General features: G+C 65.0%; 21 protein-coding genes and 1 pseudogene. 16 read left to right on the top strand and 6 right to left on the bottom strand.

What is annotated here, in order from left to right:
• Positions 1-258, bottom strand: a pseudogene (locus RMO81_RS07685) (serine--tRNA ligase); the annotation flags it as partial.
• An 82-nt stretch (positions 259-340) separates the two neighbouring features.
• Between RMO81_RS07685 and RMO81_RS07680 the strand changes: the two are divergent.
• On the top strand, positions 341-1,021 hold the full coding sequence (locus RMO81_RS07680; RefSeq protein WP_310475235.1) for an MJ0042-type zinc finger domain-containing protein: 681 nt from the start codon (positions 341-343) through the stop codon (positions 1,019-1,021).
• A 9-nt stretch (positions 1,022-1,030) separates the two neighbouring features.
• Here RMO81_RS07680 and RMO81_RS07675 read toward each other — a convergent pair whose 3' ends face one another.
• From RMO81_RS07675 to RMO81_RS07660, 4 genes are all read right to left on the bottom strand, one after another.
• Positions 1,031-1,576, bottom strand: coding sequence for an HD domain-containing protein (locus RMO81_RS07675; protein WP_310475234.1), 546 nt, complete (start codon positions 1,574-1,576; stop codon positions 1,031-1,033).
• Between the two features lie 22 nt (positions 1,577-1,598).
• Entirely contained in the window at positions 1,599-3,326 is a 1,728-nt protein-coding gene (locus tag RMO81_RS07670; protein WP_310475233.1) for a class I adenylate-forming enzyme family protein, read from the bottom strand.
• Between the two features lie 127 nt (positions 3,327-3,453).
• Positions 3,454-4,590, bottom strand: a complete 1,137-nt coding sequence (locus RMO81_RS07665; RefSeq protein WP_310475232.1) for an acyl-CoA dehydrogenase family protein — start codon at positions 4,588-4,590, stop codon at positions 3,454-3,456.
• A gap of 165 nt (positions 4,591-4,755) precedes the next feature.
• Positions 4,756-5,955, bottom strand: coding sequence for an acyl-CoA dehydrogenase family protein (locus RMO81_RS07660; protein ID WP_310475231.1), 1,200 nt, complete (start codon positions 5,953-5,955; stop codon positions 4,756-4,758).
• 87 nt (positions 5,956-6,042) lie between these two features.
• On the opposite strand from RMO81_RS07660, the gene lgt reads away from it, so the two are divergent.
• The 13 genes from lgt to RMO81_RS07595 all read left to right on the top strand — a co-directional run bounded on the left by lgt (position 6,043) and on the right by RMO81_RS07595 (position 16,343).
• Complete coding sequence (lgt, locus tag RMO81_RS07655) at positions 6,043-6,900, top strand: prolipoprotein diacylglyceryl transferase (protein WP_310475229.1); 858 nt, start codon at positions 6,043-6,045, stop codon at positions 6,898-6,900.
• Positions 6,897-7,928 carry an SAM-dependent methyltransferase gene (locus RMO81_RS07650; RefSeq protein ID WP_310475228.1) on the top strand — a complete coding sequence of 344 codons (1,032 nt, stop codon included), beginning with the start codon at positions 6,897-6,899 and terminating at the stop codon, positions 7,926-7,928. Before lgt ends, RMO81_RS07650 begins: the two co-directional genes overlap by 4 nt.
• Positions 7,925-8,446: a GNAT family N-acetyltransferase gene (locus RMO81_RS07645; RefSeq protein WP_310475226.1), complete on the top strand. Its 522-nt coding sequence runs from the start codon at positions 7,925-7,927 to the stop codon at positions 8,444-8,446. Before RMO81_RS07650 ends, RMO81_RS07645 begins: the two co-directional genes overlap by 4 nt.
• Complete coding sequence (gene pgeF / locus RMO81_RS07640; RefSeq protein WP_310475225.1) at positions 8,428-9,198, top strand: peptidoglycan editing factor PgeF; 771 nt, start codon at positions 8,428-8,430, stop codon at positions 9,196-9,198. The genes RMO81_RS07645 and pgeF overlap by 19 nt, the downstream gene beginning before the upstream one ends.
• 63 nt (positions 9,199-9,261) lie before the next feature.
• Positions 9,262-10,179 (top strand): sulfite exporter TauE/SafE family protein, encoded by a 918-nt coding sequence (locus RMO81_RS07635; RefSeq protein ID WP_310475224.1) that lies wholly within the window; start codon positions 9,262-9,264, stop codon positions 10,177-10,179.
• Positions 10,176-10,937: a TIGR02186 family protein gene (locus RMO81_RS07630; RefSeq protein WP_310475223.1), complete on the top strand. Its 762-nt coding sequence runs from the start codon at positions 10,176-10,178 to the stop codon at positions 10,935-10,937. The genes RMO81_RS07635 and RMO81_RS07630 overlap by 4 nt, the downstream gene beginning before the upstream one ends.
• Positions 10,938-11,112: 175 nt before the next feature.
• Entirely contained in the window at positions 11,113-11,958 is an 846-nt protein-coding gene (locus RMO81_RS07625) for a cold-shock protein (protein ID WP_310475222.1), read from the top strand.
• 202 nt (positions 11,959-12,160) lie between these two features.
• Positions 12,161-12,463 carry a hypothetical protein gene (locus tag RMO81_RS07620; protein ID WP_310475221.1) on the top strand — a complete coding sequence of 101 codons (303 nt, stop codon included), beginning with the start codon at positions 12,161-12,163 and terminating at the stop codon, positions 12,461-12,463.
• 45 nt (positions 12,464-12,508) lie between these two features.
• Complete coding sequence (locus RMO81_RS07615; RefSeq protein WP_310475220.1) at positions 12,509-14,023, top strand: AMP-binding protein; 1,515 nt, start codon at positions 12,509-12,511, stop codon at positions 14,021-14,023.
• A 67-nt stretch (positions 14,024-14,090) separates the two neighbouring features.
• Complete coding sequence (locus tag RMO81_RS07610; RefSeq protein ID WP_310475219.1) at positions 14,091-14,702, top strand: TetR/AcrR family transcriptional regulator; 612 nt, start codon at positions 14,091-14,093, stop codon at positions 14,700-14,702.
• Positions 14,699-15,301 carry an SRPBCC domain-containing protein gene (locus tag RMO81_RS07605; RefSeq protein WP_310475218.1) on the top strand — a complete coding sequence of 201 codons (603 nt, stop codon included), beginning with the start codon at positions 14,699-14,701 and terminating at the stop codon, positions 15,299-15,301. The genes RMO81_RS07610 and RMO81_RS07605 overlap by 4 nt, the downstream gene beginning before the upstream one ends.
• A complete protein-coding gene (locus tag RMO81_RS07600) occupies positions 15,298-15,630 on the top strand; it encodes a hypothetical protein (protein ID WP_310475217.1) in 333 nt (110 codons plus the stop codon). The genes RMO81_RS07605 and RMO81_RS07600 overlap by 4 nt, the downstream gene beginning before the upstream one ends.
• A 62-nt stretch (positions 15,631-15,692) precedes the next feature.
• Positions 15,693-16,343, top strand: coding sequence for a PEP-CTERM sorting domain-containing protein (locus tag RMO81_RS07595; protein WP_310475216.1), 651 nt, complete (start codon positions 15,693-15,695; stop codon positions 16,341-16,343).
• Here the strand turns inward: RMO81_RS07595 and RMO81_RS07590 are convergent.
• Positions 16,319-17,737, bottom strand: coding sequence for a pyridoxal-dependent decarboxylase (locus RMO81_RS07590; RefSeq protein WP_310475215.1), 1,419 nt, complete (start codon positions 17,735-17,737; stop codon positions 16,319-16,321). The genes RMO81_RS07595 and RMO81_RS07590 overlap by 25 nt on opposite strands.
• A gap of 272 nt (positions 17,738-18,009) precedes the next feature.
• Here RMO81_RS07590 and RMO81_RS07585 point away from each other — a divergent pair, with 272 nt between their 5' ends.
• On the top strand, positions 18,010-18,732 hold the full coding sequence (locus RMO81_RS07585; protein ID WP_310475214.1) for a CoA transferase subunit A: 723 nt from the start codon (positions 18,010-18,012) through the stop codon (positions 18,730-18,732).
• The coding region (locus tag RMO81_RS07580) for a 3-oxoacid CoA-transferase subunit B (RefSeq protein WP_310475236.1) at positions 18,729-19,268 on the top strand (540 nt) is incomplete at its 3' end. The genes RMO81_RS07585 and RMO81_RS07580, both read left to right, overlap by 4 nt.

Genomic DNA, 19,268 nt, shown 5'->3' with positions numbered 1-19,268 from the left:
CGCGGCAATCTCGTCCTTCAGGCCGGCGACTTCGGCTTTCAGCGCGTCGGCACGGGCCATGTCCTTGGCGGCCATCGCCGCGCCAATTTCCCTGGAGGCCGCATTGCGGCGGGCCAGCGCTTCCTGTGCCGTGGTTTCGGCGGCGCGCCGGCCACTATCGGCCGAAAGCAGCACATCGGCAGCATCGGTGATGCCGCGGCGGGCAAGGCCGGCAGCGAAGGCGGCGGGATCGGCGCGGAGGGCTTTCAGATCGTGCATGATGTGGCTGCCTTTGCCCTGATGAGGCGTTGGCTGCAAGCGCCCCCTTCCATGCGCGAGCCGCCCTGCCTATGGTGAGCCCGTGATCGTTTCCTGCCCCAATTGCAAAGCACAATATCGGGTGGCGGTGGGCGTGGTGATGCGCCGCCCGCGGATGAAATGCGCTGCCTGCGATCATCGCTGGGTGCCCGCCGAAGAGATTGACGAAGATGAAGCCGTGGCAGCCGTGCAGGAAGAAGCGCGCGCCGCCAGCCTGCCGCCGCCGCCACCGCCCAAACCCGCGCCCGAACCGGAGCCCGAACCCGAACCGCCGCCGCCGCGCCGGCCCACCGCCGGCTGGCTGAAATGGCTGGTGGCCATCGTGCTGGGTGCGGCCTTCACCACGGCATCAGTTGGGCTGTGGGTGGGCCGGGTCGATCCCGAAGCCCTGCCTGGCCCTGAGCCTTTTTGGGCCGACGCGCTGGCGCAGCTGGCGCCGGCGGCCTCGCGCCTGGATGTGAACGTGGAAGGCCGGGTAACGCGCCTGCCCGGCGGCGGCGCGCTGCTGGAAGTGACCGGCACCATCCACAATCCCGGTTCAACCGCTGCCCCGGTCCCGCCGTTGCAGGCCCGCCTGCTCGTGGCCGGACAACCGCTGCGCGACTGGACCATCCCGCCGCCGGCTGCCAGCGTCGGCCCGGGCAAGACGCTGATCTTCGCCTCCAGCCTGACCGATGTGCCGCCCGGTGGTCCGGTCAGCGTGCAAGTGCGGTTGGGGCGTTAGACGGCGGAATCAGATGCCGCGCTTGGGCGCGGCAAACACCCGGCGAATTTCCGGTTCAAAGCTTTCCAGGCTGTCCACGTCGTAGTTCGGATCAAACGCCGGTGCGTCCCAGCGGTCGACGATCTTTTCGGCCATGTCGAACCACGGCTCGCCGCGATATTTCTCGCGGGCGGCCGGGTCCTTGCCCAGATGCTCGTAATAATAACGGCCCTGGAAATCCTGATGGTGGACGATGGCGTGGTAGATGTCGTCGGCCACATAGGGTTTCAGCATTTCGCCGGCGATGGCGCCGTGATTGGGGATGCTGAACAATTTGCCGATGTCGTGGCACAGTGCGGCGACCACTTCTTCATCGTTGGCGCCGTCGCGGCGGGCCAGGGTGGCGGTCATCAGGCTGTGGACCAGCTGATTGGCGCCAAAGCCGACCTCGATGGCTTCGAGGCGCTTCAGGCTGTCGATGATCTGATCGGCAGCGGCGGATTGCTGGTGCTTCATATGCTCACCAGCGATGTGCATCCAATCGTCTTTGGTGCCTTCCAGCATGGTCGTGAACATCGTCGATCCTCCCCAAAACGACTCAGGCCGCGTTTCCGGCCCAGACGTCGCGATAATGCTTCCTCAATGTCACCTTGTCGATCTTGGCTGATCCCAGCTTGGGCAGCTGATCATGGCTGATCCAGACTTTCGCGGGAATCTTGTAGGACGCAAGCCCGACCCGCAGGAAATCGGTCAGCGCATCGGGATCGAGATGCTCGCCCGGCTTGGCATAGACGACCGCGCCAACAATCTCGCCCAGCCGTTCATCGGGCAGGCCGAACACGCTCACTTCGGCCACCGCCGGGTGGGCATAGATGGCGGATTCGACTTCCTGGCAGCTGATATTCTCGCCGCCGCGGATGATGATGTCCTTCTTGCGATCGACGATGAACAGATAGCCGTCTTCATCGATGTAACCCAGATCGCCGCTGCGGAACCAGCCATCGCCCACAAACGCCGCTGCGGTGGCTTCCGGCTTGTTCCAGTAACCCCGGCAGTTGCACGCCGAACGCAGGCAGACTTCACCCACAACGCCGGCCGGCAGCGCATCGCCCACCGGGCCATCACCGTCGGCGATCCGCAATTCCATCAGCGGCGGCGCGGCGCGGCCGGTGCTGGCGGGTTTGTTGCGGTAATTCTCGCGGATATTGCCGGCACCCACGCCGTTGGTTTCGGTCAGGCCATAGCCCTGCACCGGGTGCTTGCCGGCAAATTCCTTCACCAGCCGGTCAACATGCTCCGGCGGGCGCGGCGCGCCGCCCGACGCGATGTCGACCAGGGTCGACAGATCATATTTGTGGCGATCAGGGTGCTGCATCAGCTCCAGGCTCATGGTCGGCACGCCGACGAAATAGGTGCAACGCTCCTTTTCGATCAGGCGCAGCGCTTCGCCGGCATCCCATTTGTGCATGATGATCATCTTGCGGCCGATGGCAAAGCTCACCAGCAGCACCGGCACCAGGCCGGTGATGTGGAACAGCGGCACATTGAGCAGCATCACCTGCTGATCCGCCGGTGCTGCGCCGGACTGCGCCGACAATTCCAGCAAGGCGAGGCCGGTCACCAGATAGTTCATCGCGGCCGAGACCTGAGCGCGGTGGGTGGAAACCGCCCCCTTGGGCGCGCCGGTTGAGCCCGAAGTATACATGATCGTGCAATCATCTTCGGGCAGCAGTTCGGGCACATGCCACATGGTGGCTGGGCTGGCCGCGAGCGCGTCTTCGGCGCGGGCAAAGCCCAGCTGGCTGGCGACTTCGCCCGAGGTGCGCACGGTGATGACGCTGGCCGTGCACGACAGAGTGGCGAGGCGGCGGGCGCGTTCTTCATCGGCAACCACCAGGCGAGCGCCGCTGTCATTGATGGCATAGGCCATTTCTTCGGCGGTCCACCACGCGTTCATCGGGATGCACACGGCGCCCATGTGGGCGCAAGCAACATAGGCGACGATCCATTCGGGATAGTTGCGCATGGCAACGCCAACGCGGTCGCCCTTGGCGATGCCTTGGCGGTGCTGCAGCATGGCGGCGAACGCCAGCGATTTGGCATAGACCTCGGCAAAGGTCATGCGCTCCTCGCCGAACACCAGGAATTCCTTGGCGCCGTTCACGGTGAAGAACATCGCCATGAATTCGCGCATGGTCGGCGGCGCGGCAGAAAATACCGGCAGGGTGACGCCGAGGACATTGGCCGTGCCGACACCAAGCGCCCCGCCGGGGGCCGTGATGCCGGCAACAACCTGATCGAGGGCGGCATCGAGGGCGGACTTCATGCGTGATTCTCCCAAGGGGTCGCTGCTGCTGGTCGCAGCTTTGTTACATCTCCTTCATGCCACGCCGCGCGATGCTTGCAAGCGCAAGCATCTTTTCCCCTCCTGCAAGCGGGAGGGGAAAAGATGATCAATACCCCAGCGTGCGCGCGATGCGATCACTGTGGAAGGCGGCGTCGCCAAAGGTTTCCTGGGCAGCGCGGGCGCGCTTCATGAAGAAGCCGATGTCATACTCGTCGGTCATGCCGATGCCGCCGTGCATCTGCACGCCTTCGTTGCTGGCCAGGATCGCCACTTCGCCGGCCTTGGCCTTGGCCAGGGAGACATACATCGCGGCGCGGTCGCTGCCTTCATCCAGCGCCTGCAGCGCCTTCAGCGTGGCGGATCGCGCCAGTTCAACTTCGCAGAACAGATGCGCGGCGCGGTGCTGCAGGGCCTGGAAACTGCCGATCTTCTGGCCGAACTGTTCGCGCTGTTTCAGATAATCCACCGTCATCGCAAAAGCCGTGCCCGATACGCCGAGCATTTCCGCCGCCAGACAGGCGCGGCCGGCATCCAGCATCTTTTCAAGGATGGCATAGCCTTCGCCGACGCCGCCCAGCACATCGGCGCCATCAACCTGCACATCGGCCAGCGTCACCCGCGCGGCGGCCCGGCTGTCCACCATCGAACGGCGGTCGATCTTCACGCCGTCGGCCTTGGGGTTGACGAGGAACAGGGTAATCCCGGCCTTGTCATCGGTTTCGCTGCCGGTACGGGCGGCAACGATCAGCGTATCGGCGCTGCTGCCATCGAGTACGAAGCCCTTGACGCCGTTCAGCTTGAAGCCATTGCCCGACGCGGTGGCGGTGGTTGCCACATGATTGGGCTTGTGGCGGGCGGCCTCGTCAGCCGCCAGTGCCAGCAGATGCGCGCCTTTTGCGATCAGCGGCAGATATTTGGCCTGCTGTTCGGCGGTGCCGTGTTTCAGCGCAGTGGCGCCCAGCACGGCGGTGGACAGCATCGGCGCGGCGCTGAGATTCTTGCCCATCGCCTCCAGGATGATGCCGGCCGCGACGTGGCCCATGTCGGCGCCGCCATGCGCTTCCGGCACCAGCACGCCGGCAAAGCCCATCTCGGCCATCTTGGCCCACACATCGCGGGCGAAGCCGTCGGGGTTCTGGCTGTCACGCAGGGCACGGTGTTGCGACACGGGGGCTTCGTCCTTGAAGAAGCCTTCCGCTGAATCGCGGATCATTTGTTGGTCGTCGGTGAGGATCAGCGGCATATCTGGCCTTCCTTCTGTCCCCTCTCCCGTTCGGGGAGAGGGTCGACTCGGCAAAGCCGAGCGGGGTGAGGGTCATTGGGAGCAGACGGGCCGGGCAAGGCTTTTCCCTCACCCTCCCACCGCTGCGCGGCGGGCCCCTCCCTCTCCCCAGATGGGAGAGGGGCCTTAAGCTCCCGGCAGGTCGAGCACGCGCTTGGCTATGATGTTCAATTGCACTTCCGACGTGCCACCCTCGATGGAGTTGGCTCTGCTGCGCAGCCAAGTGCGCGCCAGATCGCCTTCGCCCTTTTCCTCACCTTCCCAGGTAAGCCCGTCGCTGCCGCGGACCGACATCAGAAGCTGCATGCGTTCCTTGTTCAGTTCGGTGCCGTAGTATTTCAGCATCGAAGACAGCGCGCCGGTGCCCTGGCCTTGCTTGGCTTCAGCCAGCGTGCGTTCCATGGTCAGCGAAAACGCCAGCGCGTTGATCTCGTGGCGGGCGATGTCGGTGCGCAGCGCGGTATCGGCAAGGATGGCGGCATCCAGGCCGATCAGCCGCTTGGCGATGTTCGACACGCTGTCGCGCTGGCCGCCGCCGGTGGAATCACTGCCGCCGATCATGTCACGTTCGTGGGTGAGCAGATATTTGGCGATGTCCCAGCCCTTGCCGGCCACGCCCATCAGGTTCTCCTTGGGCACCTTCACGTTGTCGAAGAAGGTCTGGCAGAACGGCGAGGAGCCGGAGATCAACTTGATCGGGCTGGTCGAAACGCCATCGCTGGCCATGTCGAACAGCAGGAAGCTGATGCCGAGATGTTTCGCTGCCGTCGGATCGGTGCGGACCAGGCAGAAAATCCAGTCCGCCTTGTCGGCATAGCTGGTCCACACCTTGGAGCCGTTGACGAGATAATGGTCGCCCTTGTCTTCCGCCGACGTTCGCAGCGAGGCGAGATCAGACCCGGCGCCCGGTTCCGAATAGCCCTGGCACCAGCGGATTTCACCGCGCGCGATCCGGGGCAGATGCTCCAGCTTCTGGGCTTCATTGCCATATTTCAACAGCGCCGGGCCCAACATCCAGATGCCGAAGCTCGACAGCGGGGAACGCGCCTTGATGCGGCGCAGTTCTTCCGAAAGCACCTTGGCCTGCGCCCGGTCGAGCCCGCCGCCGCCATATTGGCTCGGCCATTCCGGCACCGTCCAGCCCTTGGCGCCCATGCGCTCCAGCCAGACGCGCTGCGCCTCGCTCTTGAAGCTGACCTTGCGGCCGCCCCAGCACACATCGTCATCATCGCGGATCGGTTCGCGCATTTCGGCTGGGCAGTTCGCCTCCAGCCAGGCGCGCGTTTCAGCGCGGAATGCATCAAGGTTGCTGGCCGATTCGGGCATGAGCCTTCTCCCACTGGAATTATCTTTGGCCCACTTTATGGTGCGCCCGGCTCGCCCCGCAAAGCTGGCAGATGATGTAGAGGCACGATGTTTCCTGATTTCCTGACGGCTGCGGTCGATTTCACCACTCTGCCGGTGCGGCCCGAAGCCTTCACCATCCCGGCCTTCAACCTTTTGGGCAGCTTATGGGGCCCGTTTGCGCTGCGCTGGTACAGCCTAGCCTATATCATCGGCATCGCCGGGGCCTGGTGGTTGATGAACCGGATGATCCGCAAACCCGGCGCGCCGCTCAACGACAAACAGCTCGACGATTATATCACCTGGGCAACACTGGGCGTCATCGGCGGTGGCCGGCTGGGTTATGTGCTGTTCTACAATCCCGACAAATATCTGGCCGCACCGATGGAGATCATCCGGCTGTGGGATGGCGGCATGAGCTTCCACGGCGGCTGCTTCGGGGTGGTGGCCGCCTGCTTCCTGCACGGCTGGTTTGCGCGCTACAGCGGGCTGCGCCTGCTCGACCTTGTCGCCACCGTCACGCCGCTGGGCCTTGGCCTTGGCCGCCTCGCCAATTTCGTCAATGGCGAGCTGTGGGGTCGGCCCACGGGCGGTGATTGGGGCATCATCTTCCCCGATGCCGGCCCGGAACCGCGCCACCCCAGCCAGCTTTATGAAGCCGGGCTGGAAGGCGGCGTGCTGTTCATCGTGCTGACGTGCATGTTCTGGTTCACGCCGGCCCGGCTGCGGCCCGGTCTGCTGTCTGGGGTGTTCGGCATTGGCTATGGCGTGTCGCGCTTCATCGTCGAATATTATCGTGAACCGGATCGCCAGCTTGGCGTGCTGTCCAGCGGGCTGACGATGGGCCAGCTGCTCACCCTGCCGATGATCGCCGCCGGTTTGCTGCTGCTGGTGCTGGCCCTGGTGCGCAAGCCCGTTTCGGCGTGAGTCTGGCGCACAGCCTTGCCGCGCGCATCACCGCCGATGGGCCGCTGCGGCTGGATGCCTGGATGGCGGCCTGCAACACCGCTTATTACGGCGGCGAAGACCCGCTTGGCCGGGATTTCATCACCGCGCCCGAAATCAGCCAGATGTTTGGCGAAATGATCGGCGGCTGGGTCGGCGATCTGTGGCTGCGTGCCCACAAGCCTGCGTTGCATCTGGTCGAGCTTGGCCCCGGCCATGGCAGCCTGATGGCCGATGCGCTGCGCCTGCTTGGCCGGCTGCCCGGCTTCACCGGCAGCGCCGGCCTGCACATGGTGGAAACCAGCCTGGCGCTGCGTTCCATCCAACGGGCCCGGCTGGCGGGCTGGGCGGCGCAATGGCACACCTCCGTGGATCAACTGCCAACCGATCGCCCGCTGATCATCATCGCCAACGAATTTTTCGATGCGCTGCCCATCCGTCAGCGTCGGCAGGCCAAGGAACTGCATGTCGATTTTGCCGATGGCCTGTTCATGCCGCTCTGGCTGCCGGCAGCCGATGATTCTGGGGCCGCTGACGCGGAATGGAGCGAGGCCGCCCAGGCCATCATGGGCCATCTGGCGGGGCGGGTGGCAGCACAGGGCGGCGCCATGCTGATCGTCGATTATGGCTATGGCGGATCGGTGATCGAGACTGTGCCGCTCGATACGTTGCAGGCGGTGCATCGCGGCGAAATGGTCAGCCCCTTTTACAACCCGGGCGCGCATGATCTGACGGCGCATGTGGACTTCAGCGCGCTGGCGGCCATTGCCCACAACCGTGGCCTGGCCGTGCACGGCCCGGTGGCACAGGGCGCGCTGCTCGGTGATCTGGGCATCGCGGCGCGGGCCGAAGCGCTGAAACTGGGCAAGCCGCCGCACGAAGCCGGCAGCATCACCGCTGCCCTGTTGCGCCTGACCGCGCCGCAGCAGATGGGGGCGATCTTCCGCGCCATGGCGGTCACCGCGCCGGGCTGGCCAGTGCCGGCCGGATTTGGCATGACGGGCCAATGACAGCGCCTGCACTTTCCTACCGCGATGCCACGCCCGCCGATGCCGGCACGCTGGCCGGCCTTGCGGCCGCAACTTTTGTGGCCACCTTCGCCAGCCTCTACAAGCTGAAGGACCTTAACGATTTCATCGCGCGCTATTCGGTGGAGGCGTATGCGGCCGATCTGGCTGATCCCGATATCGCTGTGCGTTTTGTCTGCATGGGCGATGTTGCCATCGGTTTCTGCAAGGTCAGCAGCCTGAAACTGCCCGCGCCTGATCCAACGCCGGGCGCGATGGAGCTGCGCCAGCTTTATCTCTTCCAGCCCTGGCACGGCCTCGGCATCGCCGATGTGTTGACACAGTGGGCAAAGGACACAGCCCGCGCGCGCGGCGCCCCCGAGATCTGGCTCAGCGTGTTCACCGAAAATCCGCGCGCCCGGCGCTTTTACGCCCGCCATGGCTTTGAAGACGTGGCGCCCTATCATTTCATGGTCGGCGATCAGGCGGATGAGGATATGTTGTGCCGGGCGAAGCTGTAGATTTTCTCTCCGTCACCGCCTTGGCTGGCGTGCGCCACGGGTTTCTCACCCGACGCGGCGGCGTTTCGTCGGGCCTGTTTGCCAGCCTGAATGTCGGGCTGGGCAGCAGCGACAGCCGCGACGCCGTGATCGAGAATCGCCACCGTGCCGTGCAGGCCGTCGCGCCGGGTGCGGCGCTGGTGACAATGCACCAGGTGCACAGCGCGACGGTCGTTCCCGTCATCGCCGCCTACCCGGATGACGAACGCCCGCATGCCGATGCCATGGTGACAGCAACGCCGGGCCTGGCGCTTGGCATTCTCACCGCCGATTGCGCGCCGATCCTGTTTGCTGACGTGGAAGCCGGCGTGATCGGTGCAGCGCACAGCGGCTGGAAGGGCGCGCTTGCTGATATCGGCCCGGCCACGGTGGCGGCGATGGAGCAGTTGGGTGCGCGGCGGGATCGCATCGTCGCCGCCATCGGGCCGACGATTGCGCGCGCCAGTTACGAGGTTGATCTGGCGTTCCGCGACCGGTTCTGCGCGGTCGATCCCGAACACGACGCTTTCTTCGCCGCTGGCAAGCCCGGGCACTGCCAGTTCGATCTGGAAGGCTTCATCGCCGCGCGCCTCGCGGTGGCCGGCGTGCGCACCGTGGTGGCGATGGGGGTCGATACCTATCCAGACGAAGCCCGCTGGTTCAGCTTCCGCCGCACCACGCATCGCAGCGAGCCGGACTATGGCCGGCAATTATCGCTGATCGCTTTGCCCTGAGTTTCGGCGCCGACGAAAAGCCCGATTCCCTTTTGCCGGCGCAACCCGTAACGTCGGACGCGCATGGACATCTATCTGCCCATCGCCGAAATGTCGGTGAACGCGCTGCTCATCATCCTGATGGGCGGTGCCGTCGGCTTCTTGTCGGGCATGTTCGGCGTGGGCGGCGGTTTCCTCACCACGCCTTTGCTGATCTTCTATGGCATCCCGCCAGCGGTCGCAGTGGCTTCCTCTGCCACGCAGATCACCGGTTCTTCCGTGTCAGGCGCGCTGGCCTATTGGGAACGCGGCCAGGTTGATGTGCGCATGGGCGGAGTGTTGGTGGCAGGCGGGCTGGTCGGAGCCGGGATGGGGCAGGTCGTCTTTTCGGTGCTGCAGCAACTGGGCCAGATCGATGTGGTGATCAGCCTGATCTATGTGCTGTTCCTGTCGGTGATCGGCGGGCTGATGCTGCGTGATGCGCTGGCTGCGCTGAAGGCCGCCCGGGCCGGGGTGGCCCCGCCGCCCCGCCGCATGCGGCATCTGCCCTGGGTGGCGGCGCTGCCATGGAAGATGCGCTTTCCCGGCTCCGGCCTCTATATCTCGCCACTGGCGCCGCTGCTGCTTGGCGCCGGTGTCGGCATGCTCACCGTCATCATGGGCATTGGCGGCGGCTTCATCATGGTGCCGGCGATGGTCTATATTCTGGGCATGCGCGCCCAGGCGGTGGTCGGCACCTCGCTGTTCCAGATCATCTTCGTAACGGCGGCCACCACGCTGCTGCACGCCACCGCCTCCAAAAGCGTCGATATCGTGCTGGCGCTGCTGCTGCTGCTGGGCGGGGTGACCGGCGCGCAGGTGGGCGTGCGGGCGGCGCAGAAATTGTCGCCGGATCGGCTGCGGCTGGCGCTGGCCATCATCGTGCTGGCGGTCGCGGTCCGGCTGTTCATCGGCCTCACCCTCACGCCGGATGAACCTTTTGCCCTGTTCGAGGGCGCATGATCGGCCGCATCCTTCTGGCCACCGGCCTTTGGCTGGCGCTGGTCGGCGCCGCACCCATCCGGCTGATCACCCAGCTTTCCCAGGCCCGAATCGATATCAACACGACATTTCGCGGCGCCGAACTGCTGGTCTTTGGTGCCATCCAGTATCCGCAAGGCAGCGTGCCCGACGCGCCGCCCGATATCGCCGTGGTGGTGCGCGGGCCGTCGGCGCCGGTAACCGTCCGCCAGAAAACCCGCATTGCCGGCATCTGGGTGAACGCCAGGGGTGTGCGCTTTGAATCGGTGCCGGGCTTCTATGCTGTGGCCGCCACCCGCCCCATCGCCGGGCTGGCCGACGAGCGTACCACCGCCATCTATGAAATCGGCATCCGCAATCTCCAGCTGTCGCCGGGCAGCGGGGCAGATGGGAACGTCAGCCGCGCGTTCGAAGCCGGCCTGATCGCGTCGCGCCAGAAAGCCGGGCTGTTCACCGAGCGACCGGGCGGTGTGCAGATCACCCGCGGCGTGCTCTATGCCGCGCGCATCGCCCTGCCGGCGGCGGTGCCGGTGGGCGACTATACCGCCGAAATCCACCTGGTGCGGCAGGGGCGCGTGCTGGCCAGCACGTCGGCCTCGTTCCTGATCGACAAATCGGGCTTTGAACGCTGGGTGTATGTGATGGCGCAGGAAAACAGCCTCGCCTATGGCCTTGCTGCCGTGCTGGCGGCGCTGGCGGCTGGCGCGTTCGCGGCGCTGGTCACGCGGAGCCGTTGGTGAGGGGCTGACAGGCCCTGCGGGTAAGCCCCTTGCAACCGCCAATATTCGACTCGCGTCCAGCCCCTTTTTCGTCTATCTTGAGGTCGGCGCATTATCGGCCCGTTGCTGTGAATACCTCACCGCATCGCCCGCTAGGCTCCAGTTTCAGACAGACAGCTACGGATTTGGAAATTAAATGAGCTTTGATCGACGGGGACGTGGTCCCGGGCGTGGTTCTGACAAGCGCGAACGCGGCTTTGACAGTTTTGAAGATTCGAGCCGCAGCTTCGGCGGTGGTGGCGGCGGCTTCGGCGGCGGCGGCGATCGTTTCGGCGGCGGCGGCGGCGGTGGCGGTGGCGGTGGCCGTGGCGGCTTCGGTGGCGGCGGTGATCGCTTCGGCGGCGGCGGTGCCGGCGGCGGCGGTGGTAGTCGCTTCGGCGGCGGCGGTGGTGGTGGCGGCTTCGGTGGCGGTGCTCCGCGCCGTGAAATGTCGCCCGGCATCGTGATCGGCACTGGTCGCGGCACGGTCAAGTTCTTCAACGCGCAAAAGGGCTTCGGCTTTGTGGTGCGTGAAGACGGCGGCGAAGATGTGTTTGTGCACATTTCGGCCGTGGAAGCCGCTGGGCTGACCGGCTTGGCCGATGGCCAACCGCTGGAATTCACCCTGACCGAACGCAATGGCCGCGTTTCGGCGACCGAACTCAAGATCGAAGGCGAACCGCTGCCGGTTGAAGATCGTGCCCCGCGTGAACCGCGCGAAGCCCGCGAACCGCGTGATGGTGGCGATTTCGAACGTCGTCCGTCGCGTGAACGCACGCCGTCGACCACGGGTGAGCGCGTTGAAGGCACTGTCAAGTTCTTCAACGGCACCAAGGGCTTTGGCTTCATCCAGCGCGACGATGGCGCGCCGGATGCCTTCGTGCACGTCTCGGCCGTTGAACGCGCCGGCTTCACCAATTTGAACGAAGGCCAGCGCGTCTCGTTCGAGCTGGAAGAAGATCGCCGCGGCAAGCAGGCCGCCGTGAACCTGAACGCGCTCTGACGCGCGCAGGTCGCTGAAAAAGGGGCGGTGGCCGGTCTGGCCGCCGCCCTTTTTTGTGGCTATTCCGCAAACTGCGGCAAAATCGCCAGCTTCCAGGGCCTTGGTGCTTGAGGGCTGGCGATAATGTTACAATCCTGTCATGTGACAACGCCGCTTGGGTGTTTACCAAGATAGCTTGTCCAATTTGTGTGGAGCAAAAACGATGGTGGCCAACAACAGCATAACGATCATCATGATCGTGATGAGCTATCTCATGGTTGCGGTGGTGGTTGCCGCCTTCTTCATGCACGGCCCGCGCGCGATTGATGATCGCAAGCAGCGCCAGATTGCCAAGCTGGTGTCGGGTGCCGAACTGCTGGCCGACGCGATCAGCCGCAACGGCAATGACCCGGTGCACCTGGCGCGCCTGAAGGCCCAATATGATGCCCACGCCCGCGCGCTGACCCAGCTTGGTACGCCGGTGCCGGCACTGACCGGCGGCGCGACGCTGCAGCAGGCTGCCTGATTTCAATAGTGGACAGGCCGGCCGGGTGTGCGCACCCTGCCTGGCATGACTGACAGCATCTTCGATTTCCCCGCCGCTCTGGCTGCCAATGCGGCGGCCAGGCCCAAACAGCCTGCTGTCATCTGCGGCAGTGATCGGCTGAACTGGCGCGAATTTGTCGCCCGCGCTGAAAAACTGGCCGGCACGCTGGCCGATCGCGGGGTGAAGCCCGGCGACAGCGTGGCCAGCATTGCGCTATCCAGCGTGGATTACGCCGTTTTGTGGGCCGCTGTGCTGCGCCTGCGCGCCACCATCGCGCCGTTGGCGCCAAGTTCCACGCCCGATCAGATCGCTGCCATGGTCGCCGATTCGGGCGCGCAGTTTGTCTTTGTCGATGCGCCCAATCGCGCTGCCTTTGGTGCAGTGCTCGGCGGCAAGACGTTGGTTGACCTCGATCGGCTGAACGGCTTCATTGATCCCACCGCGCCGTTGCCGCCGCTGGCACCGCTCGACGCGCAGGCCGGCTTCAACATCATCTATTCCAGTGGCACCACCGGCACACCAAAAGGCATCGTGCAAAGCTGCGCCATGCGATCTCTGCACATCACCGGCGGCCGCCGCATCGGCTATGGCCCGGATTGCGTCACGCTCTGCTCTACGCCGCTTTATTCCAATACCACCCTGGTCAGCTTCATCCCCACGCTGGCCTGGGGCGGCACCGTGGTGCTGATGCCGAAGTTCGATACCGCCCGCTGGCTGAAGGAGGCCGAAACCCACCGCGTCACCCATGCCATGCTGGTGCCGGTGCAATATCGCCGCCTGCTCGCCGATCCCGGCTTTGACGCCACCGATCTTTCGTCCCTGCAGATGAAATTCTGCACTTCCGCCCCCTTTGCCGCCGAACTGAAAGCCGAAGTGCTGCGCCGCATGCCCGGCGGCCTGATCGAGTTTTTCGGCATGACCGAAGGCGGCGTGGGCTTCATGCTCGCTGCCCACGAACATCCCGACAAATTGCACACCGTTGGCCTGCCGCAGCCCGGCCACGAAGTGCGCATCATCGATGAAGACGGCAACGACGTGCCGCCCGGCACACCCGGCGAGATCGTCGGCCGTTCACCGGCCACCATGAACGGCTACAAGAACCGCCCCGATCTGACCGCGAAGGCCTATTGGATCGACCCTACCGGCAAAGAGTGGCTGCGCACCGGCGATATCGGCCGGCTGGACGAGGATGGCTTCCTGACGCTCATGGACCGCGCGAAGGACATGATCATCTCGGGCGGCTTCAACATCTATCCGTCTGACATCGAGGCGGTGCTGCTCACCCTGCCCGGCGTGATCGAAGCCGCCGTGGTGGGTGTCGCGTCTGATGCCTGGGGCGAAACGCCGGTTGCCTTCGTGGTTGCGCCCGGCGGTTTCTCGGGTGGTGACGCCGAAGCCCTGCGCGCCGCCGCCAATGCCAAGGTCGGCAAGACCCAGCGCCTCGCTGCCGTGGTGCTGGTTGATGAACTGCCGCGCAGCCATATCGGCAAGGTGCTGAAACGCGAACTGCGTGATGGCTTCACCGGCAAGGTTGCCTGACTGTCATTTGACTGACCCCTCAAGAGGGGCTCCACTTGAACAGTCATTCAAGTGGAGCCCTGAGTCGATGACTGCCCCCATCCCGCCAACCGCCGAACGCATCGTCACCGCCGCCATGCAGCTGTTTGGCGAAAAGGGTTATGGATCGACCAGCGTTGCCGATATCCTGGCCGCCGCCAATGCCAACAGCGGCAGCCTCTATCACGTCTTTCCCACCAAGCAGGATGTGCTGATCGCGGTGCTCCACAAATATCTCGACGGCATCTGGCCGATGCTGCTGGCGCCGGCATGGGACGGGGTGAGCGACCCGATTGGGCGCATCTTTGCCCTGCTGGCCCGTTACCGTGAACTGCTCAACATCACCGATTGCAGCTTCGGCTGCCCGATCGGCAGCCTGGCGTTGGAAATCCACGAACCCGACCCTTCGGTGCGCGCGCTGCTGGCGGCCAATTTTGAAGCCTGGGTGGCGGCGGTGCGCATCTGCCTAGATGCCGCGGCAAACCGACTGCCGCCGGACGTGGATCGCAACGGCCTGGCGCAATTGGTGCTGAGCGTGATGGAAGGCGGCGTGATGCAGGCCCGCACCCACCGCAGCCTCGCCAGCTTCGATGCCGGCATAGCGGCGCTGCGCCATTATTTCACCCTGCTCGAACGGCAAGCGAAGGGGTACGTACGGTGAAGCACCTGCTGATCGCCGCCAGCCTGCTGGCTGCCCCCGCACTGGCCGCCCCCGCACTGGCCGCCCCAATGCGAGGCGATGTCCACAACGCGCCCCTGCCCGCCAGCGTTGCCGATACCAGTTTCGTCGCGCCCGATGGCAGCCGCACCCTGCAGCAGTCGATCACCATCAGGGCCCCGGTGGCGATCCTGTGGAAGGCCTTTGTCGAGCCGCAAGAATTCCGCAAATGGAGCGCGCCGGTGGCCGCCATCGATCTGCGCACCGGCGGCAGTATCGAGGCCAGTTACGATCCGAAAAAGCCGATCGGCGATCCGGACAATATCCGTCACCGCATCCTCACCTATCTGCCCGAACGGCTGCTGGTGTTCCAGAATATCCAGGCGCCATCGGGCCTGAAGGATCGTGAAGCGCTGGCCGCAGTCGTTTCGGTACTGGAATTCACGCCGCTGGAACCCGGCGTGACCCGCGTGACCCTGTCGCAAACCGGTTGGGGCCATGATGCGGCGGCCACCGGCCTGTATGGCTTTTTCCAGAAGGGCAATGCCCAGGTTCTGGCCCACATGAACGCCACTTATGGCCAATCGGGGGGTGCGAAATGAACAAACTGACGCGCGCAACGCTGATTGGCACCATCGCCCAGATCGCCATGGTGGTGGCCGGCCATTATGTGCCAGCCGTCGCCGGCCTGTTCGCCATCGGCGGCATGGGCCTCTCCGCCATCGCCGGCTGGTTGGCGCTGAAGGGCCAGCCGGCCAGCCTGACGGCCGCAGCCGGCGGTGGTGCCCTGGTTGGCGGCATCAGCGCGGCCATCGGCATCGCCGTGTCGGTGGCGCTGGGTGACGTGCCGCCAAGCCTGCTGCTGATGGGCACCAGCGCCAGCGCCGTCACCGGACTGATCGGCGGCTTGATCGGGCGGCGGCGGGGCTAGGCGTTCACCCGGATTCCAGCGGCTCAGCCGCTCTGGCAGACAGGTCGTGAAGGGGGAATGTCATGGCCGCCAGATTGATGATGTTTGCAATTGCCCTTGCCGCAGCCCCGGCATGGGCAGCCTGTCCGCCCGATTGCCCGTACCGGCTGGGGATTGAAACCACGCTTACCCTTGATGACGGCGAGGTGCAGCGCGAGCAGCGGCTGACCTTCAGCCGCGATTTCGGCGTGGGCGACATACTGGGCAGCAGCGGATCGTTCCGGCTTGGCCTGTCCAGCCCGTTCCTGATCGGTGATCCGCTGCGCACATCGGTGTCGCTGGATGCCACCCTGCTGTGGAGTCCGATCGATTCGTTCACGCCGCTGGAATTGTTGCTGCGCACGCCGCTTACGCCGCTGCAGGAAGCGCTGATCAACGATCCCCTCGAGGACGGTCGCCCCAGCATTCGAATCATCTTGCCGAGCCCGATTCGCTGGCGCTGGGCCCCGCGCCCCTTCCTGGGCGGCGATGATCGCAGCGTGGAAGCCGGCCTGATCTTCAGCTATGTCTCGGCCCTGGGCACTGCGCCGGGCGCGACCAGCTTCATGGTCGACGCGATGCGGGTCGATTACACAATCAGAGCCGTGCCGGAACCGGAGATCTGGACGCTGTGGATTGCCGGCCTTGGCTTGACCGGAGCGTTCTTGCGTCAGCGCAAACTGGCCAACGCCTGAGCCGCTGCCGCCACGGTGCGGCGCACGTCATCGGCGTTGGTTTGCCAGTTGCACACGCTGATGCGCATGGTGCGCTCGCCTTGCCACAGCACACCGCTCAGATAGGCTTCGCCGCTGGCGTTGATGGCGGCGATCACGGCGTCAGTTATGTTGGCGCCGGTGCGATCATGGAAGCGCACCATGCCTTGGTTCATCACGGGCCGGGCGATGCTGATCGCGCCGTCCAATGCTGCGGTGCCGTCGTGGATGGCCAAGGCGTGATCGCAGCACCGCTCGATCATGGCGGCCAGCCCGTCGCGGCCCAGTTCCAGCAGCGCCGCCAGCGTGGGCAGGGCGCGGGCGCGGCGTGACCATTCCGGCGTGTAATCCATCGGATCGCGCGTCTCGCCGCCTTCGGTGAGATAGCTTGCCGTCATCCGCATCGCGGCTTTCAGCGCGTCGCCATGGCGGGTGATAGCCATGCCGGCGTCATAGGGCGTGTTCAGCCATTTGTGGCCGTCGGTGGCCCATGAATCGCACAGTTCGATGCCCGCGACCTGGGCGCGCAAACGCGGCGACGCATTCAGCCACAGCCCGAACGCGCCATCGACATGCACCCAGGCGCCCGCTGCCTGCGCCATCGGCACCAGCGTGGCGAAATCATCGCTGGCACCCAGATTGAGATCGCCGGCGTTGAGGATGACGATGGTGGGGGCGCCTTCAGCAGCCAGCAGCGCCGCGGCCAGTTCGGCGGCGCCAACCTTTCCGGGGCCACCGCCGCCCAGCGGCACGATGCTGGCCGTGCCGATGCCGAGCAGCCGCAGCGCGCGATCAACGCTGCTATGGCGGTGGGCGTTGGCTAGCACACAGATTGGCGGCGCGCCGAACAGGCCGTCCACCTCCACATCCCAGCCGGCCCGCTCCAAAACATGGTGGCGCGCAGCGGCCAGCGCGGTAGCGTGGCTCATCTGGCAGCCGGTGGTGAAGCTGTAGGCGCAATCCGCCGGCAGGTGCAGTGCATCGAGCAGCAGCCGGCCCGCCACTTCTTCCAGCACCGCCATGGCCGGGCTGGTGGCGGCGAGCACGGCATTTTGATCCCATAGCGTTGCCAGCACATCGGTGGCGTGCGCGGCGGGCAGGGCGCCGCCCTTCACCCAGGCAAAGAACCGCCCGCCCAGATTGCCCATCAGGCCGGGTTCGGCGGCGCGGGCGATCAGGCGCACCACCTCAGCTGCGTCCATGCCGGTGGCGGGCAGGGCCCCAGAAATTGCAGCGTTCATCGGTGCCAATATGTCGGCGCGGCTGCCGGTGGGGGCGACGCTGCGGGTGGACTGGCTGTCGATGAAGCGACGACCTTCGGCGATAGCGATATCGAGAGGGGTAAGATCGGGGGGGGTAAGATCAGGCGGGCTCATGCCATCTGATAGCGAAGCTCTCACGACAAGTCCTGCGGAAATCGGACCAGCCATACCCTGTCCTACAGGCTTGGGACCTGTCATGCTGTTCAGTCATGTGGTGCGGGGCCCGCGCCACTTGAAGCGAAATCTTCACTCGAAACCCGGCAAAACCGTGACCTTTGTGACCTTTCGAGTCGGCCTGAACCGGGGGTAACAGGTTGGCGGAAACAGGCTGGCGCCGCTGCGCCAATCTGGTTATCTCGCAGACGCAACATGAAAGGGGTTCGCCCATGGCCAACAAGCTTTATCCCGATGCCGCCGCCGCGCTCGATGGCCTGCTGTTTGACGGGATGACGATCATGTCGGGCGGGTTCGGCCTGTGCGGTATCCCGGAAAACCTGATCGCCGCCTTGCGCGCTTCCGGCGTGAACGGGCTGACCTGCATTTCCAACAATGCCGGCGTCGATGGCTTTGGCCTTGGCCTGCTGCTGGAAACGCGGCAGATCGCCCGGATGATCTCGTCCTATGTGGGGGAGAACAAGGAGTTTGAGCGCCAGTATCTGGCCGGCGAGCTGCAACTGGAATTCAATCCGCAGGGCACGCTGGCAGAACGTATCCGCGCCGGCGGGGCGGGTATTCCGGGCTTCTACACGAAAACCGGCGTCGGCACGCTGGTGGCCGAGGGCAAGGAGCACAAGGATTTCGCCACAGCTGCTGGAACGGAGACTTATATTCTGGAAACCGGGCTGGTCGCCGATCTGAGCATCGTGAAAGCGTGGAAGGCCGATCCTTACGGCAATCTCGTGTTCCGCAAGACGTCGCGCAACTTCAACCCGATGATGGCGACTGCCGGCAAGGTGACGGTGGTCGAGGTGGAGGAACTGGTCGGCCCCGGCGAGCTTGACCCCGATGGCATCCACACGCCGGGCATCTTTGTGCAGCGATTGTTCGTTGGCCAGAATTATGAAAAGCGCATCGAACAGCGCACGGTTCGTGAAAGGGAGTCCGCCTGATGTGGACGCGTGACCAGCAAGCCGCCCGTGCGGCGCAGGAATTGCAGGACGGGTTTTATGTGAACCTCGGCATCGGCATGCCGACTCTGGTGGCCAATCATATCCCGGCCGGCGTGGATGTGACGCTGCAGAGCGAAAACGGCATGCTGGGCATGGGGCCGTTCCCCTTTGCCGGCGAAGAAGACGCCGATTTGATCAACGCCGGCAAGCAGACCATCACCGAACTCGACCGCACCAGCTATTTCAGCAGCGCCGACAGTTTCGCCATGATCCGCGGCGGCCATGTCGATCTGTCCATCCTGGGCGCCATGGAAGTCGCCGAAAATGGCGACATCGCCAACTGGATGATCCCCGGCAAGATGGTGAAGGGCATGGGCGGTGCCATGGATCTGGTCGCTGGCGTGAAAAAGATCATCGTGCTGATGGAGCACAACGCCAAGGACGGCAGCGCCAAGTTCAAGACCGCCTGCACCCTGCCGCTCACCGGCAAGGGCGTGGTGGACATGGTGATTTCCGAACTCGCCGTGCTGGCGCGT

This window comes from Sandarakinorhabdus sp. (assembly GCF_031422795.1).
GTDB lineage: Bacteria > Pseudomonadota > Alphaproteobacteria > Sphingomonadales > Sphingomonadaceae > Sandarakinorhabdus.
This window is presented reverse-complemented; position numbering and strand designations above follow the sequence as displayed.